This is a genomic window from Polynucleobacter sp. MWH-UH19D, from assembly GCF_040409795.1.
In the GTDB taxonomy this organism is placed as follows: domain Bacteria; phylum Pseudomonadota; class Gammaproteobacteria; order Burkholderiales; family Burkholderiaceae; genus Polynucleobacter.
In genome coordinates, this window is record NZ_CP099571.1 from 1869892 (window position 1) to 1895561 (window position 25670).

23 protein-coding genes and 1 riboswitch are annotated in these 25670 nt (G+C 44.5%); of the genes, 7 read left to right on the plus strand and 16 right to left on the minus strand.

Annotated elements, in window-relative coordinates; genetic code table 11:
- The first annotated feature begins 72 nt into the window (after positions 1-72).
- Positions 73-525 (plus strand): PhaM family polyhydroxyalkanoate granule multifunctional regulatory protein, encoded by a 453-nt coding sequence (locus NHB34_RS09540; protein WP_353427402.1) that lies wholly within the window; start codon positions 73-75, stop codon positions 523-525.
- Here NHB34_RS09540 and NHB34_RS09545 read toward each other — a convergent pair.
- The gene (locus NHB34_RS09545) at positions 437-1522 is read right to left on the minus strand and encodes an MBL fold metallo-hydrolase (RefSeq protein ID WP_353427403.1); all 1086 of its coding nucleotides are present in this window, start codon (positions 1520-1522) and stop codon (positions 437-439) included. The two genes, NHB34_RS09540 and NHB34_RS09545, sit on opposite strands and share 89 nt — an antisense overlap.
- A gap of 32 nt (positions 1523-1554) precedes the next feature.
- Between NHB34_RS09545 and NHB34_RS09550 the strand changes: the two genes are divergently transcribed.
- Complete coding sequence (locus tag NHB34_RS09550; protein ID WP_353427405.1) at positions 1555-1731, plus strand: DUF1289 domain-containing protein; 177 nt, start codon at positions 1555-1557, stop codon at positions 1729-1731.
- An 18-nt stretch (positions 1732-1749) separates the two neighbouring features.
- Here NHB34_RS09550 and NHB34_RS09555 read toward each other — a convergent pair whose 3' ends face one another.
- A complete protein-coding gene (locus NHB34_RS09555; protein ID WP_353427406.1) occupies positions 1750-2733 on the minus strand; it encodes an MDR family oxidoreductase in 984 nt (327 codons plus the stop codon).
- 99 nt (positions 2734-2832) lie between these two features.
- Between NHB34_RS09555 and NHB34_RS09560 the strand changes: the two genes are divergently transcribed.
- Genes NHB34_RS09560 through NHB34_RS09570 form a run of 3 tightly spaced genes read left to right on the plus strand, consistent with a single transcriptional unit; the run spans position 2833 to position 4329 of the window.
- The gene (locus NHB34_RS09560; protein ID WP_353427407.1) at positions 2833-3129 is read left to right on the plus strand and encodes a hypothetical protein; all 297 of its coding nucleotides are present in this window, start codon (positions 2833-2835) and stop codon (positions 3127-3129) included.
- 6 nt (positions 3130-3135) lie between these two features.
- A complete protein-coding gene (locus tag NHB34_RS09565) occupies positions 3136-3636 on the plus strand; it encodes a flavin reductase family protein (protein ID WP_353427408.1) in 501 nt (166 codons plus the stop codon).
- Between the two features lie 27 nt (positions 3637-3663).
- Positions 3664-4329 (plus strand): glutathione S-transferase N-terminal domain-containing protein, encoded by a 666-nt coding sequence (locus tag NHB34_RS09570; protein ID WP_353427409.1) that lies wholly within the window; start codon positions 3664-3666, stop codon positions 4327-4329.
- A gap of 20 nt (positions 4330-4349) precedes the next feature.
- Here NHB34_RS09570 and NHB34_RS09575 read toward each other — a convergent pair whose 3' ends face one another.
- From NHB34_RS09575 to NHB34_RS09610, 8 genes are all read right to left on the minus strand, one after another.
- A complete protein-coding gene (locus NHB34_RS09575) occupies positions 4350-7385 on the minus strand; it encodes an efflux RND transporter permease subunit (protein WP_353427410.1) in 3036 nt (1011 codons plus the stop codon).
- Between the two features lie 7 nt (positions 7386-7392).
- Positions 7393-8532, minus strand: a complete 1140-nt coding sequence (locus tag NHB34_RS09580; RefSeq protein WP_353428591.1) for an efflux RND transporter periplasmic adaptor subunit — start codon at positions 8530-8532, stop codon at positions 7393-7395.
- A 169-nt stretch (positions 8533-8701) separates the two neighbouring features.
- Complete coding sequence (locus NHB34_RS09585; protein ID WP_353427411.1) at positions 8702-10186, minus strand: efflux transporter outer membrane subunit; 1485 nt, start codon at positions 10184-10186, stop codon at positions 8702-8704.
- 185 nt (positions 10187-10371) lie between these two features.
- Positions 10372-12204: a glutamine--fructose-6-phosphate transaminase (isomerizing) gene (glmS, locus tag NHB34_RS09590; RefSeq protein WP_353427412.1), complete on the minus strand. Its 1833-nt coding sequence runs from the start codon at positions 12202-12204 to the stop codon at positions 10372-10374.
- 22 nt (positions 12205-12226) lie between these two features.
- Entirely contained in the window at positions 12227-13708 is a 1482-nt protein-coding gene (glmU, locus tag NHB34_RS09595; protein WP_353427413.1) for a bifunctional UDP-N-acetylglucosamine diphosphorylase/glucosamine-1-phosphate N-acetyltransferase GlmU, read from the minus strand.
- Entirely contained in the window at positions 13705-14613 is a 909-nt protein-coding gene (gene ttcA / locus NHB34_RS09600; protein ID WP_353427414.1) for a tRNA 2-thiocytidine(32) synthetase TtcA, read from the minus strand. The genes glmU and ttcA overlap by 4 nt, the downstream gene beginning before the upstream one ends.
- Before the next feature lie 24 nt (positions 14614-14637).
- Entirely contained in the window at positions 14638-15033 is a 396-nt protein-coding gene (locus tag NHB34_RS09605; protein WP_353427415.1) for a dihydroneopterin aldolase, read from the minus strand.
- A gap of 36 nt (positions 15034-15069) precedes the next feature.
- Entirely contained in the window at positions 15070-15879 is an 810-nt protein-coding gene (locus tag NHB34_RS09610; protein WP_353427416.1) for an SDR family oxidoreductase, read from the minus strand.
- Positions 15880-15904: 25 nt separating this feature from the next.
- Here NHB34_RS09610 and NHB34_RS09615 point away from each other — a divergent pair, with 25 nt between their 5' ends.
- Positions 15905-17092, plus strand: a complete 1188-nt coding sequence (locus NHB34_RS09615; RefSeq protein WP_353427417.1) for an SAM-dependent methyltransferase — start codon at positions 15905-15907, stop codon at positions 17090-17092.
- A 15-nt stretch (positions 17093-17107) separates the two neighbouring features.
- Here NHB34_RS09615 and NHB34_RS09620 read toward each other — a convergent pair whose 3' ends face one another.
- From NHB34_RS09620 to NHB34_RS09630, 3 genes are read right to left on the minus strand one after another with little or no spacing between them, the layout of a single operon-like run.
- The gene (locus tag NHB34_RS09620) at positions 17108-18235 is read right to left on the minus strand and encodes a polynucleotide adenylyltransferase (protein WP_353427418.1); all 1128 of its coding nucleotides are present in this window, start codon (positions 18233-18235) and stop codon (positions 17108-17110) included.
- Entirely contained in the window at positions 18232-19143 is a 912-nt protein-coding gene (locus tag NHB34_RS09625) for a complex I NDUFA9 subunit family protein (RefSeq protein ID WP_353427419.1), read from the minus strand. Before NHB34_RS09625 ends, NHB34_RS09620 begins: the two co-directional genes overlap by 4 nt.
- A gap of 19 nt (positions 19144-19162) precedes the next feature.
- A complete protein-coding gene (locus tag NHB34_RS09630; RefSeq protein WP_353427420.1) occupies positions 19163-21049 on the minus strand; it encodes a transglycosylase SLT domain-containing protein in 1887 nt (628 codons plus the stop codon).
- 129 nt (positions 21050-21178) lie between these two features.
- On the opposite strand from NHB34_RS09630, the gene NHB34_RS09635 reads away from it, so the two are divergent.
- Positions 21179-21796 (plus strand): 5-formyltetrahydrofolate cyclo-ligase, encoded by a 618-nt coding sequence (locus tag NHB34_RS09635; protein WP_353427421.1) that lies wholly within the window; start codon positions 21179-21181, stop codon positions 21794-21796.
- Positions 21797-21798: 2 nt separating this feature from the next.
- Here the strand turns inward: NHB34_RS09635 and metF are convergent, their stop codons facing one another.
- From metF to metK, 3 genes are all read right to left on the minus strand, one after another.
- Positions 21799-22629, minus strand: a complete 831-nt coding sequence (metF, locus tag NHB34_RS09640; protein ID WP_353427422.1) for a methylenetetrahydrofolate reductase [NAD(P)H] — start codon at positions 22627-22629, stop codon at positions 21799-21801.
- Between the two features lie 28 nt (positions 22630-22657).
- Positions 22658-24109 (minus strand): adenosylhomocysteinase, encoded by a 1452-nt coding sequence (gene ahcY, locus NHB34_RS09645; RefSeq protein WP_353427423.1) that lies wholly within the window; start codon positions 24107-24109, stop codon positions 22658-22660.
- A 62-nt stretch (positions 24110-24171) separates the two neighbouring features.
- Positions 24172-24272: riboswitch (S-adenosyl-L-homocysteine riboswitch) on the minus strand.
- Between the two features lie 85 nt (positions 24273-24357).
- Positions 24358-25524 carry a methionine adenosyltransferase gene (metK, locus tag NHB34_RS09650; protein ID WP_353427424.1) on the minus strand — a complete coding sequence of 389 codons (1167 nt, stop codon included), beginning with the start codon at positions 25522-25524 and terminating at the stop codon, positions 24358-24360.
- Between the last annotated feature and the right edge of the window lie 146 nt (positions 25525-25670).

A 25670-nucleotide genomic window follows, 5' to 3' on the forward strand; every position in this document is an offset into this window, starting at 1 on the left:
CTTAACCGGGATTGATCTCTAGAATCCCTTATTCTATTGGAAAAGCCACTTTTTATTTACCTTGGAGCCCTCATGTTTGGAACCATTCCTGAATTCAATCAAAGTCTTGAGATGTTTAAAACCATGTGGGGACAAGGTGCGGCTGGCCAAGCTGGACAGTTTCCTTTCACCACAGATGCCTCAAAGGCGGCAGGGGGACTAGGCGCGGCATTCCCTGGCATGGATATTGAGGAGCTCGAGAAACGCATTAAAGACCTCAAAAGCGTTGAAAACTGGCTCAACCTTAACCTCAATATTTTAAAGTCAACAATTCAGGGGCTTGAAGTGCAACACGCAACAATGATGGCCCTGAAATCATTTGGAGATGCGGTCTCAGCTGCAAGCACAGCAGCAACTGCAAAAGCAGAGCCCAGTGAGAGCCCTAAAGCAAGTAAGCCTAAATCACGGAAAACCGCAACACGCCGTCCTCGCAAAGCCGGCGATCCAACTTACCTTGACGAAGTAGGTAATTCAGGTGAGCAATAGCCTCTCCCATTGCAAAAGTCAGTTGGTGAATGTCGAGCTCGCGCTTAAATAGAACTGGCACAAGCTCACGAGCAGTCGTAGGCTTTTGACAGGCTTTTAGCGCATCTGCAAGGCGCTCGTCATGATGCGCATTTAACTGGGCTACTCTAGGTTTAATTCCAATGAAAGGTTTGCCATGAGATGGCAATACCAATGCATCATCCGGTAATGGCAAATACTTTTTAAGTGATTGCAAATATAAGCCCAATGGATCTGCATCTGGATCTGCATCATAAACGCTAACGTTCGTAGAGATGCGCGGCAACAGCATGTCTCCAGAAATGAGTACATTGAGGTCTTTACAAAAAAGTGATGCATGTTCTGGCGCATGACCATAACCCATAATGACTTGCCAATCATGCCCACCGATTGAGATCAACTCGCCATCAAGTATCCGACGATATTGACGCGGAACACCGGGAACCATATTGCTGTAGTAATTTGAGCGGGCCCGTATCTTTTCCAAATCTTCTGGTGCAGTTAATCCATGCTTTTGAAAATGATCAGCTGAACCACCACTGCCCGCACGCGCACCAACTGCTACACCCCCTTCTTTACAACTTAACCACTGCGCCGTCAAATAGTCAGTCATTGAAATCCATAAAGGGACATTCCATTTTTCACATAGCCATTGAGATAAGCCAATGTGATCTGGATGCATATGCGTCACAAGCACGCGTAACACTGGCAAGCCTTCTAATTGAGTTGAAAAAATAGATTCCCACGATGCTTTCGTTTCATCATTTGCGATACCACAATCAACAATTGTCCAACCTTCAACCCCATCAAATTGATCGCGTAATAACCAAAGATTAATGTGGTCTAAGGCGAATGGCAGCCTCATCCGCAACCAACGAACCCCTGGAGCAACTTCAATGCTTTGACCAATTGGCGGAAGTTGATCACCTAATGGATAATGAATAGCGGATTCATTTGCAGCTTGATGTTGATTACTCATATTGAAATTTTATTTTTTATTTAAGGATCGCATTGACAACGGTTCCATCACCCTGCATCAACTGGTGCGACATTAACCCTGAAAACGGCTATTGTCGGGGCTGTTATCGCACGCTCTCGGAAATTTCAGATTGGTCGGAACTTTCAAATGAAGAAAAACTAAAGATTTGGGAAGTCATTACTACTGGCAAACTACAAGTCACAAAGTAAGGCAATTCCTAAATCAACTTAGCGATTCACATCCACAATCAAACGACCACGAACATTTCCAAGCATCAGCTCTTGAGCATACTTTAAAGATTCTTCTAAAGTAATTTCATGCGAAATTTCCTCTAAGGTCTTTAAATCTACCAATTGGCTTAATTGCTCATAAGCGGCAATACGTTTTTCACGAGGCACAGTAACACTATTAATTCCATACAGGGTAATACCCCGCAATATAAATGGCGCAACAGTAGCAGGAAAGTCCATGCCTTGCGCAAGACCACAAGCAGCAACCGCACCATTACTCTTGGTTTGTGCGCAAGCATTTGCAAGCGTATGGCTGCCTACACTATCTAATACTGCCGCCCAACGCTCTTTAGCTAAAGGCTTACCTGGTGCTGACAAGCTGGCACGATCAATCACTTCGGTGGCACCTAATTTTTTCAGATAGTCCGCCTCAGCCATACGCCCTGTGCTAGCAACAACCGTAAACCCTAGCTTACTTAATAAGGTAATGGCAAAGCTACCGACGCCGCCCGCAGCGCCGGTGACCAGCACTTCACCGTCGCTTGGCTTGAGCCCATGCTTTTGTAAAGCCATCACGCACAACATCGCGGTATATCCAGCCGTACCAATTGCAAGTGCTTGTTTTGCGTTAAAGCCCTTTGGCAATGGAATCAGCCACTCTGATTTCACGCGTGCTTGTTGGGCTAAACCACCCCAGTGACCTTCTCCCACTCCCCAGCCATTTAAAAGTACCTTGTCGCCTACCTTAAAGTCAGGGCTAGCACTTTCTATTACCTCTCCAGCAAAATCAATCCCAGGAACCATTGGAAAACTCCGCACCACAGGACCTTTCCCAGTAATTGCAAGACCATCCTTGTAATTTAGGGTGGAGTAGAGCACTTTTACCCTGACATCGCCCTCCGGAAGGCTGGTTTCATCAACCTGCCCAAGCTCAGCTCTATATCCTTGGTCATCCTTATTAATCAAGATTGCTTTAAACATGTCTCTTTTCCCCGGTTCTTTCAATCCATGGAGTGCTTTCCCCACAGCTTTTGTGTAATAGGTTTATCCTAACGAGCATTGTCGATTATGGAGGTTTCCATGAAAAAAATTCTACTATTAACTGCAACTTCTGGCTTATTGCTCGCAGGCTGCTATTCAACCAGCATCAATATGTCGATGGGCAATATGCGTCTGATCACCTCAAGCGCAAGCCCACAGGACGTCATGGACTTTGCGACCCAAACATGTAAAAACGATTTTTACCAAGGCGCCAGCTTTTTATCTAAGGCTGGCAAAGAGTATCGATTCAAGTGCGTGAAGGCCGAAGAAAACGAAGTATTAATTCCAATTCCAGGCACGACAATAGAAGCAACGCCTAAAACAGAAAGCAAGTAAAGAGAGATGGCCCCATTTACATCTCAAGAGTTACGTAAAGGATTCGCATCTTTTGCAACTGGGGTCACTGTCATTACCTGCACTGATGAAGATGGAAATCCGCACGGTATTACGATTAGCTCATTTAATACCGTCTCTCTTGAGCCACCGTTAATTTTATGGAGCCTAAAGAAGCATTCTCGCTTAATGCCATGGGTCGAGGTGGGCAAAAAACATTTAATTCACGTGCTAGAGCGCTCACAAGAATCTTTAGCGATGCACTTTGCAACTGTCAAGGTCAATCAATTTTCACAAATTGATCATCAACTTGCCGATAGCGGATTAACCCAAATCAATGATTGCGTTGCCTACTATGAATGCGAAACTGTCTCCGTTCATGTTGGCGGAGATCACAACATCATTGTTGCCAAAGTCATTCAGTTAAAAAATTATCCCGAAAAAGAGCCGCTCATTTTTGCTAGAAGCAAATTTGTTGGTTTAGATTTTTCTGAAGCTAAAACTAGCTAAGCACTAAATCAATTGATAGGAAAACACATGATGCGTTTATGGGGGCGAAAAAGCTCTATTAATGTTCAAAAAGTATTGTGGTGTCTTGCTGAATTGGGCCTCAAAGAAGGCGTTGATTTTGAACGAATTGATGCTGGCCTTCAGTTTGGGAAAGTGCGTACCCCCGAGTTCTTAAAGCTAAATCCAAATGGTCTAGTACCCACACTTGAAGACAAAGGCCTTGTGCTGTGGGAGTCTAATACCATCATGCGTTACTTGGCATCACAGTACAACCAGAATAATCGCTTTCCTACAGATGTTTCATCTCAATACAGCTCTGAAAAATGGATGGACTGGCAAGTGGGTACGCTGTGGCCTATTTTGCGCCCTGCTTTCATCGGTCTTACACGAGTTCCAGTAGCAGAGCAAAATCATGAATTAATTCTGAAGTCTTATCAAGAAACAAATCAGCTATTTGAAGTGCTTGATCAAACCTTAGCCTCGCAAGCATTTTGCTCTGGAGAAAGATTTCATCTAGGTGATATCGTTCTTAGCTTGTGCGTGCATCGCTGGATCTTAATTAATAATACATTTGCAAAAGAAACTGGTCCACGAGCAAATTTACAAAATATCGATCGCTGGTTAATTCGTATCAAGACTGAAACGCATTTTGAAGAATTTGCCGAGAAAGAGCTCAATATCATTAACAAGTGATATTGATTAATCTCAAAAAATTATTCTTGTTTGAATTTTTTCTGATGGTGATCTGCACCCATATAGAGATACATCGCAGGTACTACAAACAGTGTAAATAAAGTGCCGATTGATAGGCCTGTAAAGATCACAATACCCATAGATTGACGACCGGCCGCACCAGCTCCAGAGGCAATAACCAGCGGCACCACTCCCAGCACCATCGCTGCAGTAGTCATCAAAATTGGTCTAAGACGAACACTGCTTGCCTCCACAATTGCATCTAATTTACTGCGTCCCGCCTCTTGCAATTCGTTGGCAAATTCCACAATCAAAATACCATGCTTACTTATCAAACCCATCAAGGTCACCAAGCCTACTTGTGTGTAAACATTTAAGGTGGTGAAGCCAAGATTAATAAAGATCAGGGCGCCAAAAAGCGCTAATGGCACGGATACCAAGATAACAATCGGATCACGAAAGCTTTCAAACTGTGCCGCCAACACCAGAAATACAATCAAAATCGCAAAAAACATTGTTACAAGAAAGCCGCCCGACTCAGACATAAACTGACGTGAAGGGCCAGCGTAGTCCATGGAATAACCATTTGGTGCAACCTCTTTGAGAGTCTGGCGCATGTATTCCAATAAATCTGCCTGGGAAATAAATGGCGTACTCACCCCAGAAATAGTTGCGGAGTTCAATTGCTGAAAATGATTAATCGATTGCGGTACGACGCGCTGCTTAATGCTGGCAATAGTACGCGCTTGAATCATGGCACCGCTTGGCGTACGAATGTAGTAATCAAGAATCTGATCTGGATTTAAGCGGTCAACCTGCTTTACTTGCGGGATCACTCGATATGAACGGCCTGAGACAGAAAAGTAGTTTACGTAGCCGCCACCTAAAGCCGCTGAAAGCGCTGCACCAACTTGCTGTTGGGTCATTCCTAATGCGGCTACCTTTTCACGATCAATCACCAGGACATCCTGCGGCTTATCAATTTTGAGATCAGAGTCCACAAAGAAGAAGTTGCCACTTCGGCGCGCTTTATCTAAGACAGCTTGAGATACCTCATTCAGTTGCTCATATGACTCAGTAGTATTGATAACCACCTGCACTGGCAAACCTTGAGCACCAGGCAAAGCTGGGAACTGGAAGGCTGCCACCCGAGCGCCAGCAATCGTATTCCATTTTTGCTGCATATCCTCTTGAAACTTAGTGGCACTACGACTGCGTGAACTCCAATCCTTTAACAAAATTCCACCAAAGCTAGAGGTTGGACTTGTAATTTGAAAGGCTTGCTCATATTCTGGTTCGGCTGCGGCAATCGCATAAATTTGATTTGCATAGGTTTGCATCTGATTTACAGTGCCGTTTGGTGGGCCAGAAGCCTGCATCAAGACAATCCCCTGGTCTTCTGTTGGCGCTAATTCAGCACGGGCAGTGGCATAAAGATAGGCAACTCCACCAAGCAAAATAACACCCATAACAATAATAACTTGCCATGTACTCAATAAGTCACGCAAGCTTGCTTGATAACTGTGATGCACCCGATCAAATATTTGATCAATCTTTTGCACAAATGAAGAGGCTTCTTGCTCTTCAGTAAAAATACGTGAGCACATCATCGGCGATAAAGTGAGTGCGATTAAGCCCGATACCGCCACAGCACTAGCTAACGTAAAAGCAAATTCTGTAAAAAGAGCCCCGGTCAACCCACCCTGGAAACCAATTGGAATATATACGGCAATCAATACAACCGTCATTGCTAGAATTGGGCCGCCTAATTCACGAGCTGCAATTAATGAGGCCTCTAAAGGTGATTTACCTTCCTTCATATGTCTGTCAACGTTTTCTACAACGATAATGGCGTCATCAACAACCAGACCAATTGCTAGCACTAAAGCTAGAAGCGTTAGCAAATTGATGGAGTAGCCCAGAATTTGCATTAAGAAAAAAGTGCCGATTAAAGACAATGGCATCGCAATCACAGGAACTGCGACTGCACGAACACTACCCAAAAACAAATAAATGACAACTGTCACTATGACCAATGCCTCAAGCAGCGTTGAGATCACCTCATCGATCGAACTAGTAATAAATTCTGTTGAGTCGTAAACAACTTGACCATTCATCCCAATCGGCAATTGTTTCTGAATATCAGGAACGACATCTCTTACTCGCTGGGCAACATCCAGTAAATTTGCCTGAGGCGCAACCTTAATGCCAATAAAAACCGATTGTTTGCCACTAAAAGCCACATTGGTGTTGTAATCCTCAGAGCCTAAAGAAACATTTGCTACTTGATCTAAGTAAACAATGTTGATGCCATCCTTCTTAACAACCAGCTTTCGGAACTCTTCTAAGGTATGTAAGTCAGTACCGGCAACCAAGTCGACAGCAACCATGTCTCCTTTTGTACTACCCACTGCAGAGAGGTAATTATTTGCTGCCATGGCACTGTAAACATCATCCGCACCGACGCCCAGGCCAGCCATTTTTTCGCGATCCAACCAAGCGCGTAAGGCAAACTTTCTTCCACCAATAATTTCCGCATTTTGTACGCCCTCAACCGAATCCAGCTTAGGCTTTACAACACGCAATAAGTAATCTGTGATCGCATTGTTTGGCAATTGATCACTATAAAAACCCATATACATCGCTGCTGTAGATTGGCCTACTTGCACGGTTAATACAGGTTGTTGTGCCTGAGGTGGTAATTGATTTTTTACTGCACTTATCTGCGTCTGAATCTGCGTCAATGCTGAGTTCGAGTCATAGTTCAGTTTAAGTGTCGCAATAATAGTTGAGACACCGCTCACACTCGTTGAGGAGAGATAATCGATTCCTTGCGCTTGCGCTATCGAAGCCTCTAAAGGCTGCGTAATAAATCCAGCGATCGTTTCAGGATCAGCGCCATAGTAAGCCGTTGTAATCGTAACAATGGCATTTTGAGTTTGTGGATATTGATTAACTGGTAATGAGCCAATCGCCTTCAAACCAAAAACAAGCACAAGCGCACTTACTACCAGTGATAGCACTGGCCTGCGGATGAATATATCAGTCCAATTCATCGGCTTATTATTCCTGCGGCTTAGGATCAGGTGAATTTGCTGGCTGCACCTTGTTATTCACAATCAATGGTGTCCCGTTCTTTAGCTTTAACTGACCACTAGTAACTACGGTATCGCCTTCATTAATTCCCTTAAGAATGGCGACTTGATCTCCACGAGTTGCCCCAGTCGTGACAAATACTTGCTGCGCCTCTAATGCAGGTTTGCCCTGCTTGTCCTTCTTACCAGTGGGTTTAGCAATAAATACGGTTGATCCATAAGGGTTATAAGTCACTGCCGTTTGTGGCAAGGTTAGCAATTTCACCTCAGCACCAAGTTTGATGTTTACATTAGCAAACATACCAGGCAAAACTTTTTTCTCCGGATTTGCAAGCTGCGCTTCAATTTGAATGTTACGAGTATTGGTATCTACTTTTGGACTGATTGCAGTAATCTTTCCAGTAAAACTAGCGTCTTTAAATGCGTCTGTAGTAACTACAACCTCTTGCCCAACTTGAATTTGCTCTGCATTGCCCTGAGGTAATGTGAAATCAACAAAAATGGGGTCTAGAGTTTGTAAGGTGATTAATTTATCGCCTGGATTAACAAATTGACCAGGATTAATCGAGACAATGCCAACCCGCCCACTAAATGGGGCCTTCAGATTTTTCTTAGCAACTAAAGCGGTTTGAGCTTCAACTTGAGCTTGCTTTGATTGTGCATCGGCTTTACTGGTATCAAAAACATTCTTGCTGATTGCCTGAATGGCTAGCTGCAATTTATCTCTCTCATTTATTACTTTTGCGAGATCTGCCATTGCCTTTAAAGAATTGAGCTGAGCGACATCAGATGCATCATTTAATTTAATGAGAAGATCGCCTTCTTTTACGTCTTGACCAGATTTAACAGGCACAACCTGCACTAAGCCGCCAATTTCTGTACTGAGATCAACGCCCCTGAAAGCACGAATATTTCCAACGCTAGTTAACTTGGGCTGCCATTCTGACGTTGCAACCACCATCGTAGAAACGGTAGCTGGAGGTAAACCCATTCCTGATATGAAGTGCTTAATCATGAATGACTTGAACTGATTAAAAGCAAAAATCAGGCCTAGCAATAAAAACACTCCGCACAACATCACTGTCATGCGACGTTGCAAAGGCTCCATTGCCATTAACTTGGCATAAGCTTTTGTGCCACGCCACTTAACGCCCATGCGTGCATAAAATGCTTTGGCCCTCTCCCACAACCCAATAGCTCTTTCGCGTATCTTCCATTGCACGGCCTTTAACTTCAACCACGCCCATAGAGCAATAGCGGCGGCAATTAGCTTACTTTTAATTGTTTGCAGAAGTTTCATTTTGATCTTTATTCGCTATATCTTTTGGTTTGAAGGCTGGGCCAATCCGATTCCACCACCCACCGCCTAATGCTGCAAATAATGCTGCTGTATCCGAGAAGCGTGTTGCTTGTGCAGCGACAGACTTCACCTTGGCTTGCTGATATTGATTTTGGTAATACAGCACTGCCAAATAACTTGCTGTTCCTAATTTATATTGCTTCTGAACCAGATCTAATGTTTCATACGCATAACGCTCTGCATCAGAAGCCGCTTTCAGCGCTTGAGCGCCGGTCTCTAAAGCGCGCAATGCATTAGCAACCTCCTGAAAAGCATTTAAGACGGTGGCTTGATATTGGAAAGCAGCTTGCTCATAGTTTGCAAGTGCGCCACGACGTTGCGCCAAAAGTTGACCGCCTTGAAACAAAGGCTGCAAAATTCCGCCCCCAATAGACCATAAAGCAGAGTTCGGGCCAAATAGTGCTGCAGAAGTTAGAGCAGCAGAACCAATAGATCCTGTGATATTAAATTGGGGCAATAAATTTGCAGTAGCTACTCCAACGAAAGCATTCTGTGCTTTGAGTAGCGCCTCTGCAGCACGAACGTCTGGACGCTGACGTACAAGACTTGAGGGTACTGAGAGCGGCAATTTTTCTGGCAATTGCAATTTACTCAAATCAAAATGAGTAATATCAGCATTGCTAGGTAACTCGCCAACTAAAACCGCAAGCTGATTGCGAGTAAATGCTAAATTTCTTTCATAGCTCAACAAATCTACTTGCGAGTTTGATACCAAGGTTCTTTGTGAAGTAACGTCCACTCTAGAAACTGTGCCAATCTCCAATTGCTTTTCTGTCACTTCAGCAAGATTGGTTTGCGCCTTCAAAATTTCTTCAGTAGCATTCATCTGCGCACGCAGAGCAGCTTCTCTTACCGCACTAGTTACGACATTGGCTGTTAAAGAGAGGTATGCTCCCTCTAACTGAAATTGTGCAACTTCAGCCTGGGCTCTAGCGCCCTCAACCGCGCGGCGAGCCCCTCCAAATACATCCAACTTATAACTAACATTCACAGAGGTGTTGTAGAGGTTGTAGGTATCAGACCCATATGGCAAACCATAGATAGCCGATGGCTGGAGTTGACGACTAGCCCCTGCACCAAGGCCGACAGCAGGAAAGTACTGCCCACCGATTTGAGCATTAACGTTTTCCTGAGCAGCTCGCAATGCGGCATCAGCGGCACCTAAATTTGGGTTTTGCTCTAATGCTTTTTTAATTAAGGCATCTAGCTCGGGGGATTTATATAACTCCCACCACTGCGCTTCTATATCAGCACCTTCAATAAATTCCTGCTCTGTTCCACCTGGAACACCAGGAGCTGTTGCTAATTTCTTTGATAAAGCACTTTCGGTGTATGAGGAGGTCTTCGGCGCCTCAGGCTGCTTAAAATCCGGTCCCACTGCGCATGCTGAAAGAATACCCACGCACAGAATGGAGAGCGCCCTGAAAGACAAACAAGAAGAGGGTTTTAAAAAAAACATGTGTGCGGCAAATATTCTCTTTTACAAGAGTTATTTGAACACAAAAACTCTAGAGGTGTTTTGTAACACCCTGATTTATCTACTGAAATTTGTACACAAGTTTGTGTGAAAGTCAAATCAACAAAAAATTATTCGACAGTGACACTTTTCGCTAAATTTCTTGGCTTATCAACATCCGTCCCGCGAGCACATGCAGTGTGATACGCCAATAACTGCAGTGGAACCACATGCAAGATAGGAGAAAGATTTCCATAGTGCTCAGGCAATCGAATTACATTAATACTATCACTATTTACTATTTCTGTATCTTGATCAGCAAACACATAGAGCTTACCGCCGCGCGCCTTCACTTCTTGCAAATTAGACTTCAGTTTTTCAAGTAGCACATCATTAGGAGCCACGGTTACCACTGGCATCTTCTCAGTAACAAGTGCCAATGGCCCATGCTTCAATTCCCCAGCAGGATAGGCCTCTGCATGAATATAAGAAATCTCTTTTAATTTCAATGCGCCCTCAAGGGCGATTGGATAGTGGAGACCGCGCCCAAGAAAAAGTGCATTCTCACATTTTGAAAAAAGATCACTCCAAGCAATTATTTGCGGCTCGAGTGCTAATACCGCATGCAAAGCTTTGGGTAAATGACGCAACTCGCGTAGCAATTCTTTTTCTTTTTCAGGAGAAATTTTTCCAGATCGTTTTGCTAGCGACACCGCCAAAAGATACAGCGCCAACAACTGAGTGGTAAATGCCTTGGTTGAAGCAACGCCAATTTCTGCACCAGCCTTGGTTAAAAAATGCCACAGGGTTTCACGAACCATTGCGCTGCTTGCAACATTGCAGATAGCCAATGAATAGCGATGACCCAGTTCCTTGGCATGACGCAAGGCTGCCAAGGTATCAGCCGTCTCGCCCGATTGGGAAACCACTACAACCAATGCCTTAGGATTTGGGACAGTTGTGCGATATCGATATTCACTTGCAATTTCTACTTGCGTTGGAATACCAGCAATATCCTCTAGCCAATACTTAGCAACACATGCCGAGTAATAACTCGTACCGCAAGCCAAAATCAAAATCTGGTCAAACGCTTGCCACTCATCTGAATTAGCTCCAAATAACTCTGGGCCAAATGAAACAATATTGGCCAACGTATCGCCAATTGCTCTAGGTTGCTCAAAGATCTCTTTTTGCATGTAATGCTGATAAGGCCCAAGATCCACTGAGTCCGCTTGGGTTGGCATAGGCTTATGCTCACGCTCCACCAGCTTGCCACTTTGATCTACCACTTCAACACTATCTGCCTTCAGAATGGCTACATCACCTTCTTCCAAATACATCATTGAGTGAGCCCGCCCTGCTAAGGCAAGAGCATCAGATGCTAAGAAGTTTTCTTGCTCACCCATTGCTATGACTAAAGGGGATCCAACTCGTGCACCCACAAGAGTACTTGGATTATCTTGTGCAATCACACCGATTGCATATGCTCCATGTAACTTTGGCAATACTGCCTTGACTGCATCTGCAATATTTTTTTGGCCGCCAGCAACATATTGCTGATGAATTAAATGGGCAATAACTTCAGTATCCGTCTCGGATTCAAAAGCATAACCAGCCGCTTTTAACTCTGTGCGAAGAACCTCATAATTTTCAATGATGCCATTGTGAACAACCGCAATCAGTTCATTTGAAATATGAGGGTGAGCATTTTGGGTGTCTGGCTTACCGTGTGTTGCCCAGCGAGTATGAGCAATCCCAAGAGTTCCTTTAAAGTCTTTGCCTTGCTCAGCTAATTCAGAAACACGAGCAGTGGTGCGCGCACGCTCAATGACATGCTTTGCATCATCGCCATTAATCACGGCAAAGCCACATGAGTCATAACCACGATATTCAAGGCGACGCAAACCCTCTACTAATACCTCAACGATATTTTGATGAGAGGCTGCGCCAACGATGCCGCACATTATTTTTTACCCTTAGTTTTAATCACTTTTTTAGGGGCCTTTTTGCTGGTGATTTTTTAACTGCTACCTTTTTCGTAATTAACTTCTTAGCAGGCGCTTTTTCTTTTTTAACAGGGCGTTGCCACTGTAAAGAAATTTGCTTCGCCCTTGAAACAGTTAACTGATTAGCTGGTGCGTCCTTCGTAAGCGTTGTTCCTGCGCCGAGAGTGGCGCCACGACCAACACGCACAGGGGCAACGAGCTGAGTATCTGACCCAATGAAAACGTCGTCTTCAATAATAGTCTGGTGCTTATTAACACCATCGTAATTACAGGTAATAGTGCCTGCGCCAATATTGACTCTTGTACCAACAATAGAATCGCCAACATAAGCTAAATGATTGGCTTTACTGTTTGCAGCAATCTTGCTATTTTTTACCTCAACAAAATTACCAATATGCACATCATTTGATAATTCAGCTCCCGGCCTCAGGCGCGCATAAGGACCGATGAGAGATTGATTACCAACCCTCGCTCCATCAATATGACTGAAAGCATGCACAGCAACGTCTTTACCGATCGTGCTGTTACGAATAATGCAATAGGGCCCAATTTTTGATCCTGAAGCTAAAGTAACACAGCCCTCAAATACGCAACCAACATCAATAAACACATCCGGTCCGCACTCTAAAGTACCGCGAACATCTATACGCTTAGGATCTGCAAGAGATACACCAGCATCCATTAACTGATTTGCAATATTGAGTTGATGTAGACCCTCTAGACTAGCTAACTGCTCTCGACTGTTGACGCCAATGGTTTCATATTCATAATCAGCCTGCGCAGTACGTATAGGCACCCCATCTTTTACGGCCATTGCAATCACATCAGTCAAGTAATACTCGCCCTGAGCATTGCTAGCCCGTAAAGCTTTGAGCCATTTTTTTAAAGGGCTTGTTGGCAACACCATGATGCCAGTATTAATTTCTTTAATCGCCTTTTGTGCTGTTGAGGCGTCTTTTTCCTCAACAATTTCTTTTACAGAGCCGTCGGTATCACGCACGATACGACCATAACCTGTTGGATCACTCAAGTCTTGTGTCAGCAAAGCCAATGCACAATCTTTACCCCGAACGCCGTCAGCTAATTTAGCCAGCTTACTTAAAGTCTTTTGCGAAGTCAGTGGAACGTCCCCATATAAAACTAGGGTTGGCTCTTGCGCATCTAATTTTGGTAGTGCTTGTAAGAGCGCATGGCCAGTACCCTTTTGCTGAGCCTGGAGAGCGGTGCTTACCTTACTAAACCTAGCATCTTCCTGGGCCGCATTCGATAAGAATTCCTTCACATCAGTAGCGCCATGTCCAACCACCACCACTGGACCTGTTTTAGAGGATTTGCCTTGAAGTGCCAGAGCAGTATCGAGCACATGATGTAAAAGGGGTTTGCCTGCTAGTGTTTGCAAAACCTTGGGAAGTGCGGATTTCATCCGCTTCCCCTGCCCAGCAGCCAATATGACGATATTCATAAAGGGGAATTATAAGTCCCTTGCACAAGGGTTCCGCAAGCCAATTCATCTAACTCTGACTCGTCAATTGCCTTATCTCCTAGAGACCTGGCGGCAATACCAGTTAGCTCTGTTGAAATTTCTAGATTTTTGAAGTCAAAAGCCTCGGCATCCATTAAATGTGAGGGGACGATATGGTGCATTGAGCGGAACAAATTTTCTACGCGGCCTGGATGCTTCTTTTCCCAATCACGCAACATTTCTTTCATTACTTGACGCTGCAGATTAGGCTGACTACCGCAGAGATCACAAGGGATAATTGGGAAATTCATATCGCCCGCGTATCGTTCCAATAATTTTTCCGGCACATAAGCGAGCGGTCTAATGACAATGTGTTTACCATCATCAGATCGTAGCTTTGGAGGCATGCCTTTGAGTTTCCCCGCGTAAAACATATTGAGCATTAGCGTCTCAAGAATATCGTCCCGATGGTGACCTAGGGCAATCTTTGTGGCGCCCAACTCATCTGCAACTCGATATAAGATGCCACGGCGCAAACGGGAGCACAACCCACAAGTCGTTTTTCCTTCAGGAATAACACGCTTCACAATGCTATAGGTATCTTGCTCTTCAATGTGAAACTGAATCCCTAAGCTCTTCAAATAATTGGGCAATATCTCGGCAGGAAAATTGGGTTGTTTCTGATCTAGATTCACGGCCACAATTTCGAAATGAATTGGGGCGCGTTCTCGCAACTTCATCAAAATGTCGAGCATGGCATAGCTATCTTTACCACCAGAAACACACACCATTACCTTATCGCCATCTTCGATCATGCCAAAGTCGCCAATAGCCTGACCAACTAAACGGCAAAGCTTTTTTTCTAGCTTGTTCTCTTCAAAGACAATTTTGCGTATATCACCCATAAACACTCAACTCATTTGCAATACTCAAGACTGCTTGATTCGAAATACTTCGACGCCAACCGAATGACAGTCTGGATAGACATCGGGTTTAGACGTGCTTACCCGAGCTGCCAAAACCTTCGGATGAGCCAACATTGCGGATGCAATTTCATCGCAGAAAGTTTCTTGAAGCTGGATATGCCCCTTGGATGCACGCTCTTTAATCGTTTCACGCATAAAGTCGTAATCAACTACCTCACTCAATTGATCGTGCGTTGGCGTATTCATTGAAAGAGGAATGTATAAATCCACATTCAAAATCACACGTTGTTCTGCTTTCTTTTCAAAGTCATGAACACCAATATTGATATAGATCTCGTAGTCACGTAAAAATAAACGGCGACAATCGATTAAGGCGGGATGCGAAAGAATGGCGTGCATAAATGGGAATTTTTTCTGAATGCTCAGTTCGGGTACTTAGTTAGTTTTAAACATCACATCACGTGATGAGGGTAATAAGTGTTGGCCACCATCTACATAAAGAGTGGTTCCAGTAATAGCGTTGGCATTAGCCAAAAATACAGCAGCACTCGCAATATCAGCAGGCGTAGAAGATTTACCCAAAGGCGTCATTTTATGGGCTTGTGTGAAACCTTGTTGCGATTGATCCCCTGATAGCAAAGTAATGCCTGGTGCCAAACCAACAACTCTGAGGTAAGGGGCAAAATCCATTGCTAAAGCTTCAACTGAGGAAGCAAGGGCTGCCTTTGATAATGTGTAAGACAAATAATCGGGATTGAGATTAATTAGCTTTTGATCAAGCAACTGAATTACAGATGGAACTACATCGGGCGTTTGCTTTTTTTCTTTTTGAAATGCAAACATACATTGCGCCAACAAAATAGGAGCTAGCAAATTGACCTGCAAATGATCCAACAAAGATTTACCACTCAAAGGCGTGTTGGAATTAGCGCGGTCATATTGAAAAATCGAGGCGCTGTTAACTAAACAGTGCAAATGAGGAAATTGCCGACTAACTTCAGCAAACAAACTCCCAACAGAATTCTCGATCGCCAAGTCTGCCTGAAATGCGCTAGATCTCATGCCAAGACCCTGAATTTCCGCTACGGTTTTCTCGGCCTCTAGTTGAGAACGTCCATAATGAACTGCCACATCCCATCCTTGGCGGGCAAACTGCAAAGCAATTTCTCGACCTAAGCGCTTACCAGCGCCAGTCACTAAAACTGCTTTTTGGTGCTCTGAAGGGTGGGTAGAACTCGGGCTCAATTAAATTCTCTTAGACTAGCGAGCTATGGATATTACCTTGACCAGCCTTGAAAAGGAGCATAGCGAGCTTCTCCAGGCAAAAATAGCCTCTCAGATCGCCTCCCAGGGTGGGTGGGTGCCTTTTTCTCGCTATATGGAGATGGCTCTTTATGAGCCTGGAATGGGCTATTACAGCGCTGGGGCGCACAAATTGGGCCTGGGCGGGGACTTCACAACCGCCCCTGAACTCAGCTCCTTATTTGGGGCTGCCGTTTGCTCAACATTGATCCCCATCCTTGAAGGCCTCAAACGTCAAGGCTTACCAACTCAAATATTGGAGTTCGGCGCCGGCACTGGCAAGTTAGCCACATCCATACTGACTCGTCTCCGAGATCTCGAATTCATCTTGGATGCCTACAGCATTATTGAAATCTCTCCTGACTTATCCCAACGACAAGAAAAGCATATCCGCAAGACTACTCAGGAACTCAATATACCAACCCAGTGCGAGTGGTTAAACGATCTACCAAAAAATTACTCTGGCATCATTTTGGCAAATGAAGTGATTGATGCAATACCATGTGATGCCATCATTTATAAAAATGGTTTTTGGTATTGGCACGGCGTTGCTTTTGAAAACAATGCACTGATTTGGAAATCAGGCACGCCTGTTGAGCAAGACCTGCTTACTGAAACATTGCTGACCAATACCTTTCCCGAAGGATATGTCACTGAATTACACACCCCAGCAATTGCTTGGATGCATCAGATTGCCAAACATTTGCATAGTGGATTATTTCTAACGTTTGATTATGGCTTTCCAGAGAGCGAGTACTACCACTCACAGAGAATTGAAGGAACGCTGATAGCACACCATCGACATCATGCCATTCAAGATCCATTTTATTTACCCGGGTTGTGTGATCTAACCACTCATGTTGAGTGGTCGCAAATTGCACGCGCCGCCTTAGCGGAAAATGCTGATGATGTTTATTTAACCAATCAGGCTGCCTATCTTTTAGATGCTGGCATTGGCGATATTGCGCTCGAAATCGGCGACCCTAGTAATCCAGAAACATTTCTTCCAATCTCTAATGCATTACAAAAGCTTTTATCAGAAGCTGAGATGGGTGAATTATTTAAAGCCTTTGCTTTTTCCAAAAACCTAGAGCAACTACTCCCAGGTCATACTCTAGAAGACTTGCCAGGATTGCGCGGCAGAAATCGGCTTTAAACAGACTTTAGAAATTTAGTTCTGAAGGGCCGCTGTAATTGCGGCTAATCTTGCCACCTCAAATGCACTACCGATACGCTCACCATTTGAACGATCTTCAGCAGCAACTCCTGCTATCACTTCCGCAGCATTAAGCGCCTGCGCATTGCGCATTGCCTTTATTAATGGCAACACATTGAAATCAAGTTGCTGAGCAAGATTCAGCAAGGCTTGTCCGCGATCGGGCTTACGCCAGACATCTGCGCGATTGAACCATGCTAATACATCCACAGCCTGAAAGCTCTGTTGGCTCTTACTAATTAGCACCAATAGCTCACTAAAGATTTCACTGAAGTCACGAACCTCTACTGGCATTCGAACACAATCAGCCCATGAACGAATCTCTGCTGCGGGAACATGCATCAACACAATAGCGCAACGCTCCTCCAATGAACTCCCTGCTAAGTGCAAATGAGCTAACAGCGCTTCACGAAAATCTTCTTGCGATAGTTGAGCTACAAGCGTTGGCGCTAATAGCGTTTTTGCAGCCCCTGTGTTGAGTAAAACCTGAAACATATGCATGGGCTTATCTGCAACCAGCCCTCTAGCTAACTCTTGCCAAATACGTTCCGCAGATAATGCTCGCAATTCATCTGCCTGAACAATAGCTTTTAGTGCACGCATCGTCTCTTCAGCAATGCTGAAACCTGGAAACCGCGCAGCAAATCGAGCAATACGCAATAGGCGAAGAGGATCTTCAGCAAACGCATCTGAAACATGCCTAAAAACTTTCGCAGCTAAATCCTGTTGACCGTTATAGGGATCCAAGATAGGGCCTTGTAAGCTCCCATCTTCGCCAAGCTCCTGAGCCATTGCATTAATCGTTAGATCACGACGTTGCAAATCTTGCTCTAGGGTCACAGATGGGTCAGCAAAAAAATGAAAGCCTTTATAACCCCTACCAGTTTTGCGCTCAGTGCGAGCTAAGGCGTACTCAGCTTGAGTATCAGGATGTAAAAAAACTGGGAAATCTTTGCCCACGGGACGAAAGCCTTTAGCAAGCATTTCCTCTACGCTTGAGCCCACCACTACATAATCAATATCGTGAACAGGCAATCCCATTAAAGCATCACGGATTGCTCCGCCAACGGCGTAGATTTTCATCTCAAAATGCTTTCTAGATGATGGCGACTCACTTTAAAAACTTGCGTTAAGGAATCGATACCGCCCTCAGGGAGAATATTTGGCAATTGCATAGACGCAATATTGTCTCGAGACATAAGCGTGGGTCCAGGTAAAAATTCAAATGCCAGCGCCTGTAGATAACCTACAAACGCTGGAACAGGAATAATCCAACAGGAAGTTTTCGCTTTTCGTTTGGCTAACTCCACAATCTCTTGCATCGTAAATATCTTAGGGCCAACCAAATCATAAGTCTGGTGGATTGTTTGCGGCATTGCTAGTGCTTTTACAAAAGCGCTTGCTACATCATCAACACTCACTGGCTGAAACTTTGCTTGATGATTGGCCAGTGGCATTAATGGCAAAAGCTGTGTGAGTTTGGCAAATAAATTTATAAATTGATCTTGAGAACCAAAAATGACAGATGGTCTAAAAATAGTCCAATCCAAATTACTGGCTTTAACCGCTAACTCGCCATCGCCTTTACTCCGCTGATACATCGAGGGCCCATTAGAGTCTGCACCAAGTGCGCTCATATGCAAATATCTTTTCAAGCCATGCAACTGCATTGCGGTAATAATATTTTTAGGCAACTCAAGGTGGGCAGATTTAAAGATCTTGCCATAAGGATGCGCTGGTTTGTCATGCAAAACACCCACCAGATTAATCACTGCGCCATTTGGCTTAATCCTTGAACACAAAGATTGCAAGGCATCAAACTCGTGAATATTTGCCTCTTCAATATAAATCTTGGGTAACATCCGCAATTCACGACCCGTTGATGGGTGGCTTGTTGGAATTAATGCTGAGTAACCAGCCAACTGCAATTGCGCTGCTAACACCCTACCCACAAAACCATTTCCACCGATTAGCAAAATGTCATATTGCATAAAAAGCTCCTATAACAATCTAGGGCAGCTCAGATTGAGTTGCGGCTTTAGGTGTAATCACACCTAATCGTTGTTTTAATGACTGTGTCTGACCATTCAATACCGATGAATAGTAATTTGCATTAGACATCACATTTTTTACATACGTGCGCGTTTCATTAAATGGAATGGTTTCGGCAAAAATCGCGCCCTCCGTTGGGCCAGTAAGCTTTTCTCGCCAAGCCTTGGATCGAGATGGTCCAGCGTTATAGGCTGCAGATGCCAATACCCAGGAACCATCCAAATCGATCAATACCATATTGAGGTAGTTACTTCCCAAGGTCAAATTTGTATTTGTGTCGCTTAATTTATCGTTCGTGTAATTAGTCATACCAATTTTCTTGGCAACATACTTGGCGGTATTGGGCATTACCTGCATGAGCCCAGAAGCACCCACCGAAGATGACGCATTCATGATGAAACGCGATTCTTGGCGAATAAGTCCGTATGCCCAAGCAAGATTTAAATCAATCTGCCTTGCGATTGGAGAGAGTTCATCGCGAAAAGGGGTGGGATAGCGCAAATGAAAATCATGCTCTAGCTTTGTCCGATCTGCAGTATTTACAACGCGATCATACAAATGAATACGCTTGGCATACTCTGCAGCAGCTAGTAACTGCCTATCCGTCATATTACGGAGCTCCCAATTCCATTCACGATTACCCTCAAATCGTAAATTCATTGCATAAAGACGATCACCGCGCGCAAATCCTTTACGGCTTGCCATTGCATCAATTTCTTGATCCGTTACTTTAGTACGACTAGGTGGATGATTTGGTCTGCCCAGCTCCTCACGAGCCAATTGACCATAAAAGTTATATTGATCTGCAATCAGCTCAAAACTTTCTTTTGCTTTTGCTTCTTGACCCTCAACCTTTAAAGCACGGCCATACCAATAGGCCCATGCAGGATCTTTGCTTCTTACTACTGGATTCATCCCATTAATCGCATTCTTGACTAGAACCCAATCTTTTGCACGCAAGGCAGCGCGCACTTTCCACTCCTGCGACTCCACAGATAGCAACTCGTTGTAACCAAGATCCTGCTGCATTCGATAAGCATCATCAGCATTGGGATCGAGCTTCTTTGCCAGAAATTGCCCAATCACACCCCAAGCAAGCGCTTGGTTTTCTTTACTAAAACGTGATGAGGTTTGCAAAAAATCGCGGTATGCTTTTGCTGGATCGGATCTTGCGGACTTTACAATTTCGCCTATTGGATCATCGCCGCCAAGGCGTCGAGCCATCGTGTCATACCCTTTTTCACTTGCAGCGCGACCAATTGCTTTGGCCTCACTTGGTGTCATACCTCCCGCTACTACTAATTCAGGAACCAATTCTTGGCAAGCCTGACCAAAGTAGCTTGGGTCTAAAAGTACTGAGCGTGAATCGACGGCTAGCTTTGTTGGGTTTTCTCCTTGCGACAATTTAGACAACAGTGAATAGCACTTCACCTGAGTGTCATCATCCAATACAAACTTGGCATACTCCGCATCAAAACGCGCCCAATCTTTACGTTTACCAAGCACCAATAACCAATCGTTCCGCATGCGATCTGCCAATGCAGTTCCTTGATACTGGTTCAAGAATGCCACTACCTGTGAATCAACGGTACTATCATTTCGGGGATTGCCTGCACTATCAAACATTTGAGGTTTGATCCGAAAATACGTCACATAGTCATCGAATGGGTAGCCCACCAACGCGGAAGATAATTGCTGCGTTCTAAATACATCATTCTTTTTGGCAGCCTCCCGCAAATCTATAAACATTCGATCTGTATCGGTGATTTCTGCTGGCGCCACTTTACTTTCATAAGATTTGGGCATCTTCGGTTTTTTGGTTTTTTCTGCATATGCGCTTGGCATAGCAAGAGCCGCCCCCAGAGCCAATAACCCTGCCCAACAGGCGAAATGCCCCTTTAGAATTTGACGCGTTTTATTCACTATCTAACCTTATCTACTATATTTTTTAATTTTCGCCCGATAATGCTTGTTATGCACAGTAATTCGACAAAAACTCTGCGACAAGAATTATTAAAACAACGTAAAGAATTTGCTACGGGTCGATCTTTCGCTCAAATAAACGAGCGCCTCATTCATGGAGTTCATGAATTTCTACGGAATGAAGCCAAACTTATCCGTTCAATTGCCCTATATTGGCCAATTCAAGATGAGCCTGACATCAGACCCCCCTTGCTCAATTGGGCTAGTGACGATGAAGGTCGCCGCTTAGCGCTGCCCTATGCCCGCCCAGACAAACACCTGGAATTTTATGAATGGCATGATGGCGATAGCCTGATCCCGAGTCAACATGGGGTTCCTGAGCCTATTCCCAGCAATCAAAGTAGGCCGGCCATCAATCCAGACTGCATCTTCATCCCCTGTGTTGGTTGGTCACGCTCATTCGTAGATGGCAAATCACTCTATTGGAGGCTGGGCTATGGCGGCGGTTATTTTGATCGAACCCTATCGTTGTTACGCAAAAAAAATCCCAAGCTAGTTTGCGTTGGGATTGGATTTAATTGGCAAGAACTCGATGATGTGCAGTGGTCTGCTCAAACTCATGATGAGCCCTTAGATATGTTGCTCACCGAATCAGGTTTACTTCGTTAACTTTAGCTCGTCAACTCTAAGTTGTCTGCAATAGCCAGTACGGCATCCGCTTGATTTAAAGAATAAAAATGTAGTCCTGGTGCACCAGCAGTAAGCAACTGATCGCATAAGTCTGTTACAACCTCCTCACCAAATGCACGTATGGAGGCTATGTCATCACCATATGACTGGAGTCGCAAACGAATCCAGCGGGGTATCTCTGCACCACAAGCATCTGAGAAACGCAAAAGCTGACTGCTGTTGGTAATCGGCATGATCCCAGCGATGATCGGCTGAGTGACTCCTAAATCATAGGCTTCATCGACAAAACGAAAGTAAGCATCACTGTTATAGAAATACTGGGTAACTGCCGAGTTTGCCCCTGCCTTCATTTTTTGCACAAAGAAATCGATATCGCTTGCGGGAGATTTTGCTTGAGGATGCGTTTCGGGATAAGCGGCTACATCAATATGGAACCAATCACCCGTTTCTGCACGAATAAACTCCACCAATTCATTAGCGTGATGAAATTCACCATACTGACCCATGCCTGACGGTAAATCACCGCGAAGTGCAACGATTCGCTTTACCCCTAGGGCTTGGTATTGCTTCAGCATTTCACGAACGCTTTCACGCGAGCTGCCCACACAGGACAAGTGCGGAGCAACAGCTGCCCCAGCGGCATGAATATCACTGACCACTTTCAACGTACCTGACTGAGTAGAGCCGCCAGCCCCAAAAGTCACAGAATAAAACGAGGGCTTAAGCGTTTCTGTGAAACACTTGCGCACCAGATGCAATTTATTCTCACCTTCAGGTGTTTTTGGAGGAAAGAATTCAACGCTTAATTCCATGATTGGGGCCTAGATCTCTGACAGCAGATTAATAACGATAGTGCTCAGGTTTATATGGACCCTCTTTAGTGACGCCAATATATGCAGCTTGCTGATCTGTTAATTCGGTCAATTGTGCATTCAACTTCTTCAACTGCAAGCGCGCCACCTTCTCATCCAAATGCTTAGGCAGAGTGTAGACACCAATTGGATACTTATTCGTACCAACTGCATTCCACAATTCGATCTGAGCAATCACTTGATTGGCAAATGAAGAACTCATTACATAAGAAGGGTGACCAGTGCCACAACCCAAGTTCACCAAACGACCTTTAGCCAAGATAATTAAACGTTTCTCTGGCATACCATTCGTCGCAGGGAAAATCACATGATCCACTTGCGGCTTAATTTCTTCCCATCTGTATTTCTCAATACCAGCAACATCGATCTCGTTATCAAAGTGGCCAATGTTACAAACAATCGCCTGATCCTTCATCTTCACCATGTGGTCATGCGTAATCACATGGTAGTTACCTGTTGCTGATACAAAAATATCTGCCTTGTCAGCGGCGTAATCCATCGTAACAACACGATAGCCTTCCATAGCCGCTTGAAGTGCGCAAATTGGATCAACTTCTGTTACCCATACCTGTGCAGACAAGGCACGCAAGGCCTGTGCAGAACCCTTACCTACGTCACCATAACCGCAAACTACTGCCACCTTACCGGCCACCATGACATCAGTAGCTCGCTTGATTGCGTCAACCAAAGACTCACGGCAACCATAAAGATTGTCGAACTTGCTCTTGGTTACAGAGTCATTAACGTTGATAGCTGGGAACTTCAAATCGCCTTTGGCAAACATTTGATACAAACGATGTACACCAGTAGTTGTTTCCTCAGTAACACCTTTTACCTTCTCTAAGCGAGTGGAGTACCAAGTTGGATCTTGTGCCAACTTCTTCTTAATGGCAGCAAAGAGAATAGTCTCTTCTTCACTGGTTGGATGATTCAAGCACGCCTGATCTTTTTCTGCACGAGCGCCTAGATGCAACAACAAAGTAGCATCGCCACCATCATCCAAAATCATATTGGTATAGCCACCATCAGCCCATTCAAAAATACGATGAGTGAAATCCCAGTACTGCTCAAGCGTCTCGCCTTTGATTGCAAATACTGGCGTGCCATTGGCAGCAATCGCTGCAGCAGCGTGGTCCTGTGTAGAAAAAATATTGCATGAAGCCCATTGCACTTCTGCACCAAGCGCTTCAAGCGTCTCGATCAATACCGCAGTTTGAATAGTCATGTGCAAAGAGCCTGTAATGCGCGCGCCACGTAATGGCTGTTGAGCGGCAAACTCATCGCGAATAGCGATTAAGCCAGGCATCTCAGTTTCAGCAATCGCGATTTCTTTGCGACCAAAATCAGCCAAAGAAATATCTGCAATTGCGCAACGAGTTGCAACAAAGTCTTTTAAATTGAAATCAGAAACGGTATTCATATCATGCTCCAGCTAAATACGATCCAACGCTGGAGTCCAAACTCGCTAGCCGTTGAATCATGGGTTAGCGAGCGCAGTTGCAATTAGCAAATCCTTAAAGCATTTGCCCCTTCAAGCCTGGGGATGTGCCAAATTGACAATCCTTGCAACGCTCCTTGAAGGTATGGCGAAATTGTAATCAATTTCGCCATATTTCGCCTCAATACATCTTAAAACTGATTTTTAAGCCTTAATTCAATGAATGGGGCTTATAAACCTGCAGCTGCGCGCAATGCAGCCGCCTTGTCTGTCTGCTCCCAAGAAAATTCTGGCTCTTCGCGTCCAAAGTGCCCATAGGCAGCAGTTTTGCGGTAAATCGGACGCAAGAGATTGAGCATCTTCACAATGCCTTTTGGACGCAAATCAAAATGTTCTGATACGAGTTGCGAAATCTTCTCATCAGAAATCTTGCCAGTGCCAAATGTACTCACCATTACTGAAGTAGGCTTTGCAACACCAATCGCATATGAGATTTGGATTAAGCACTTACTTGCCAAACCTGCGGCGACCACATTTTTTGCTACATAACGACCAGCGTAAGCGGCTGAACGATCAACTTTTGATGGATCTTTTCCAGAGAACGCGCCGCCACCATGCGGAGCAGCGCCGCCATAGGTATCTACAATAATTTTGCGACCAGTTAAACCGCAATCCCCTTGTGGGCCACCGATTACAAAACGGCCTGTTGGGTTGACCAAGAAATTAATCGCGCCTTTGATCAAATGCTTAGGCAATACTGGCTTAATAATTTCCTCTACCACTGCCTCACGCAATTTTTCCAATGAAATATCTTCGTCATGCTGAGTAGACAGCACAACAGTATCAATAGAATCAGGTTTGCCATCGACATAACGCAAAGTAACTTGTGACTTGGCATCGGGACGCAACCAAGTTAAGCGACCATCACGACGCAATTGTGACTGACGCTCAACCAAGCGATGCGATAAATGAATTGGCAAAGGCATAAGCTCTGCAGTTTCATCACAAGCGTAACCAAACATTAATCCTTGGTCGCCAGCACCTTGGTCCAAGCCATCATCGTGGGCCTTATCAACGCCTTGAGCAATATCGGGACTTTGCTTGTCATATGCAACCAGTACAGCACAACCTTTGTAATCGATACCATAGGCAGTGTTGTCATAGCCGATTTCACGCAAGGTATTGCGTGCAACTTGAATGTAGTCAACGTTTGCATTGGTAGTAATCTCGCCAGCCAATACAACTAAGCCAGTGTTGCACAAAGTTTCTGCCGCAACACGTGCAGTTGGATCTTGCGCCAAGATGGCATCAAGAATTGAATCAGAGATTTGGTCTGCTACTTTATCGGGATGACCTTCAGAAACAGATTCTGAGGTAAAGAAGTAATCATTTGCCATTGCATATTCCTTTAAAAATTAACACGATCAATCGGACAACTCGACGTGCCTGGAACCACAACGGCGACGCTTTAGCAGAATTTTTGGATCGCCCTGCAAGTTGTCTTAACTCAGCGATGGTGCAATTCTATCTGAAAAAGTCCATA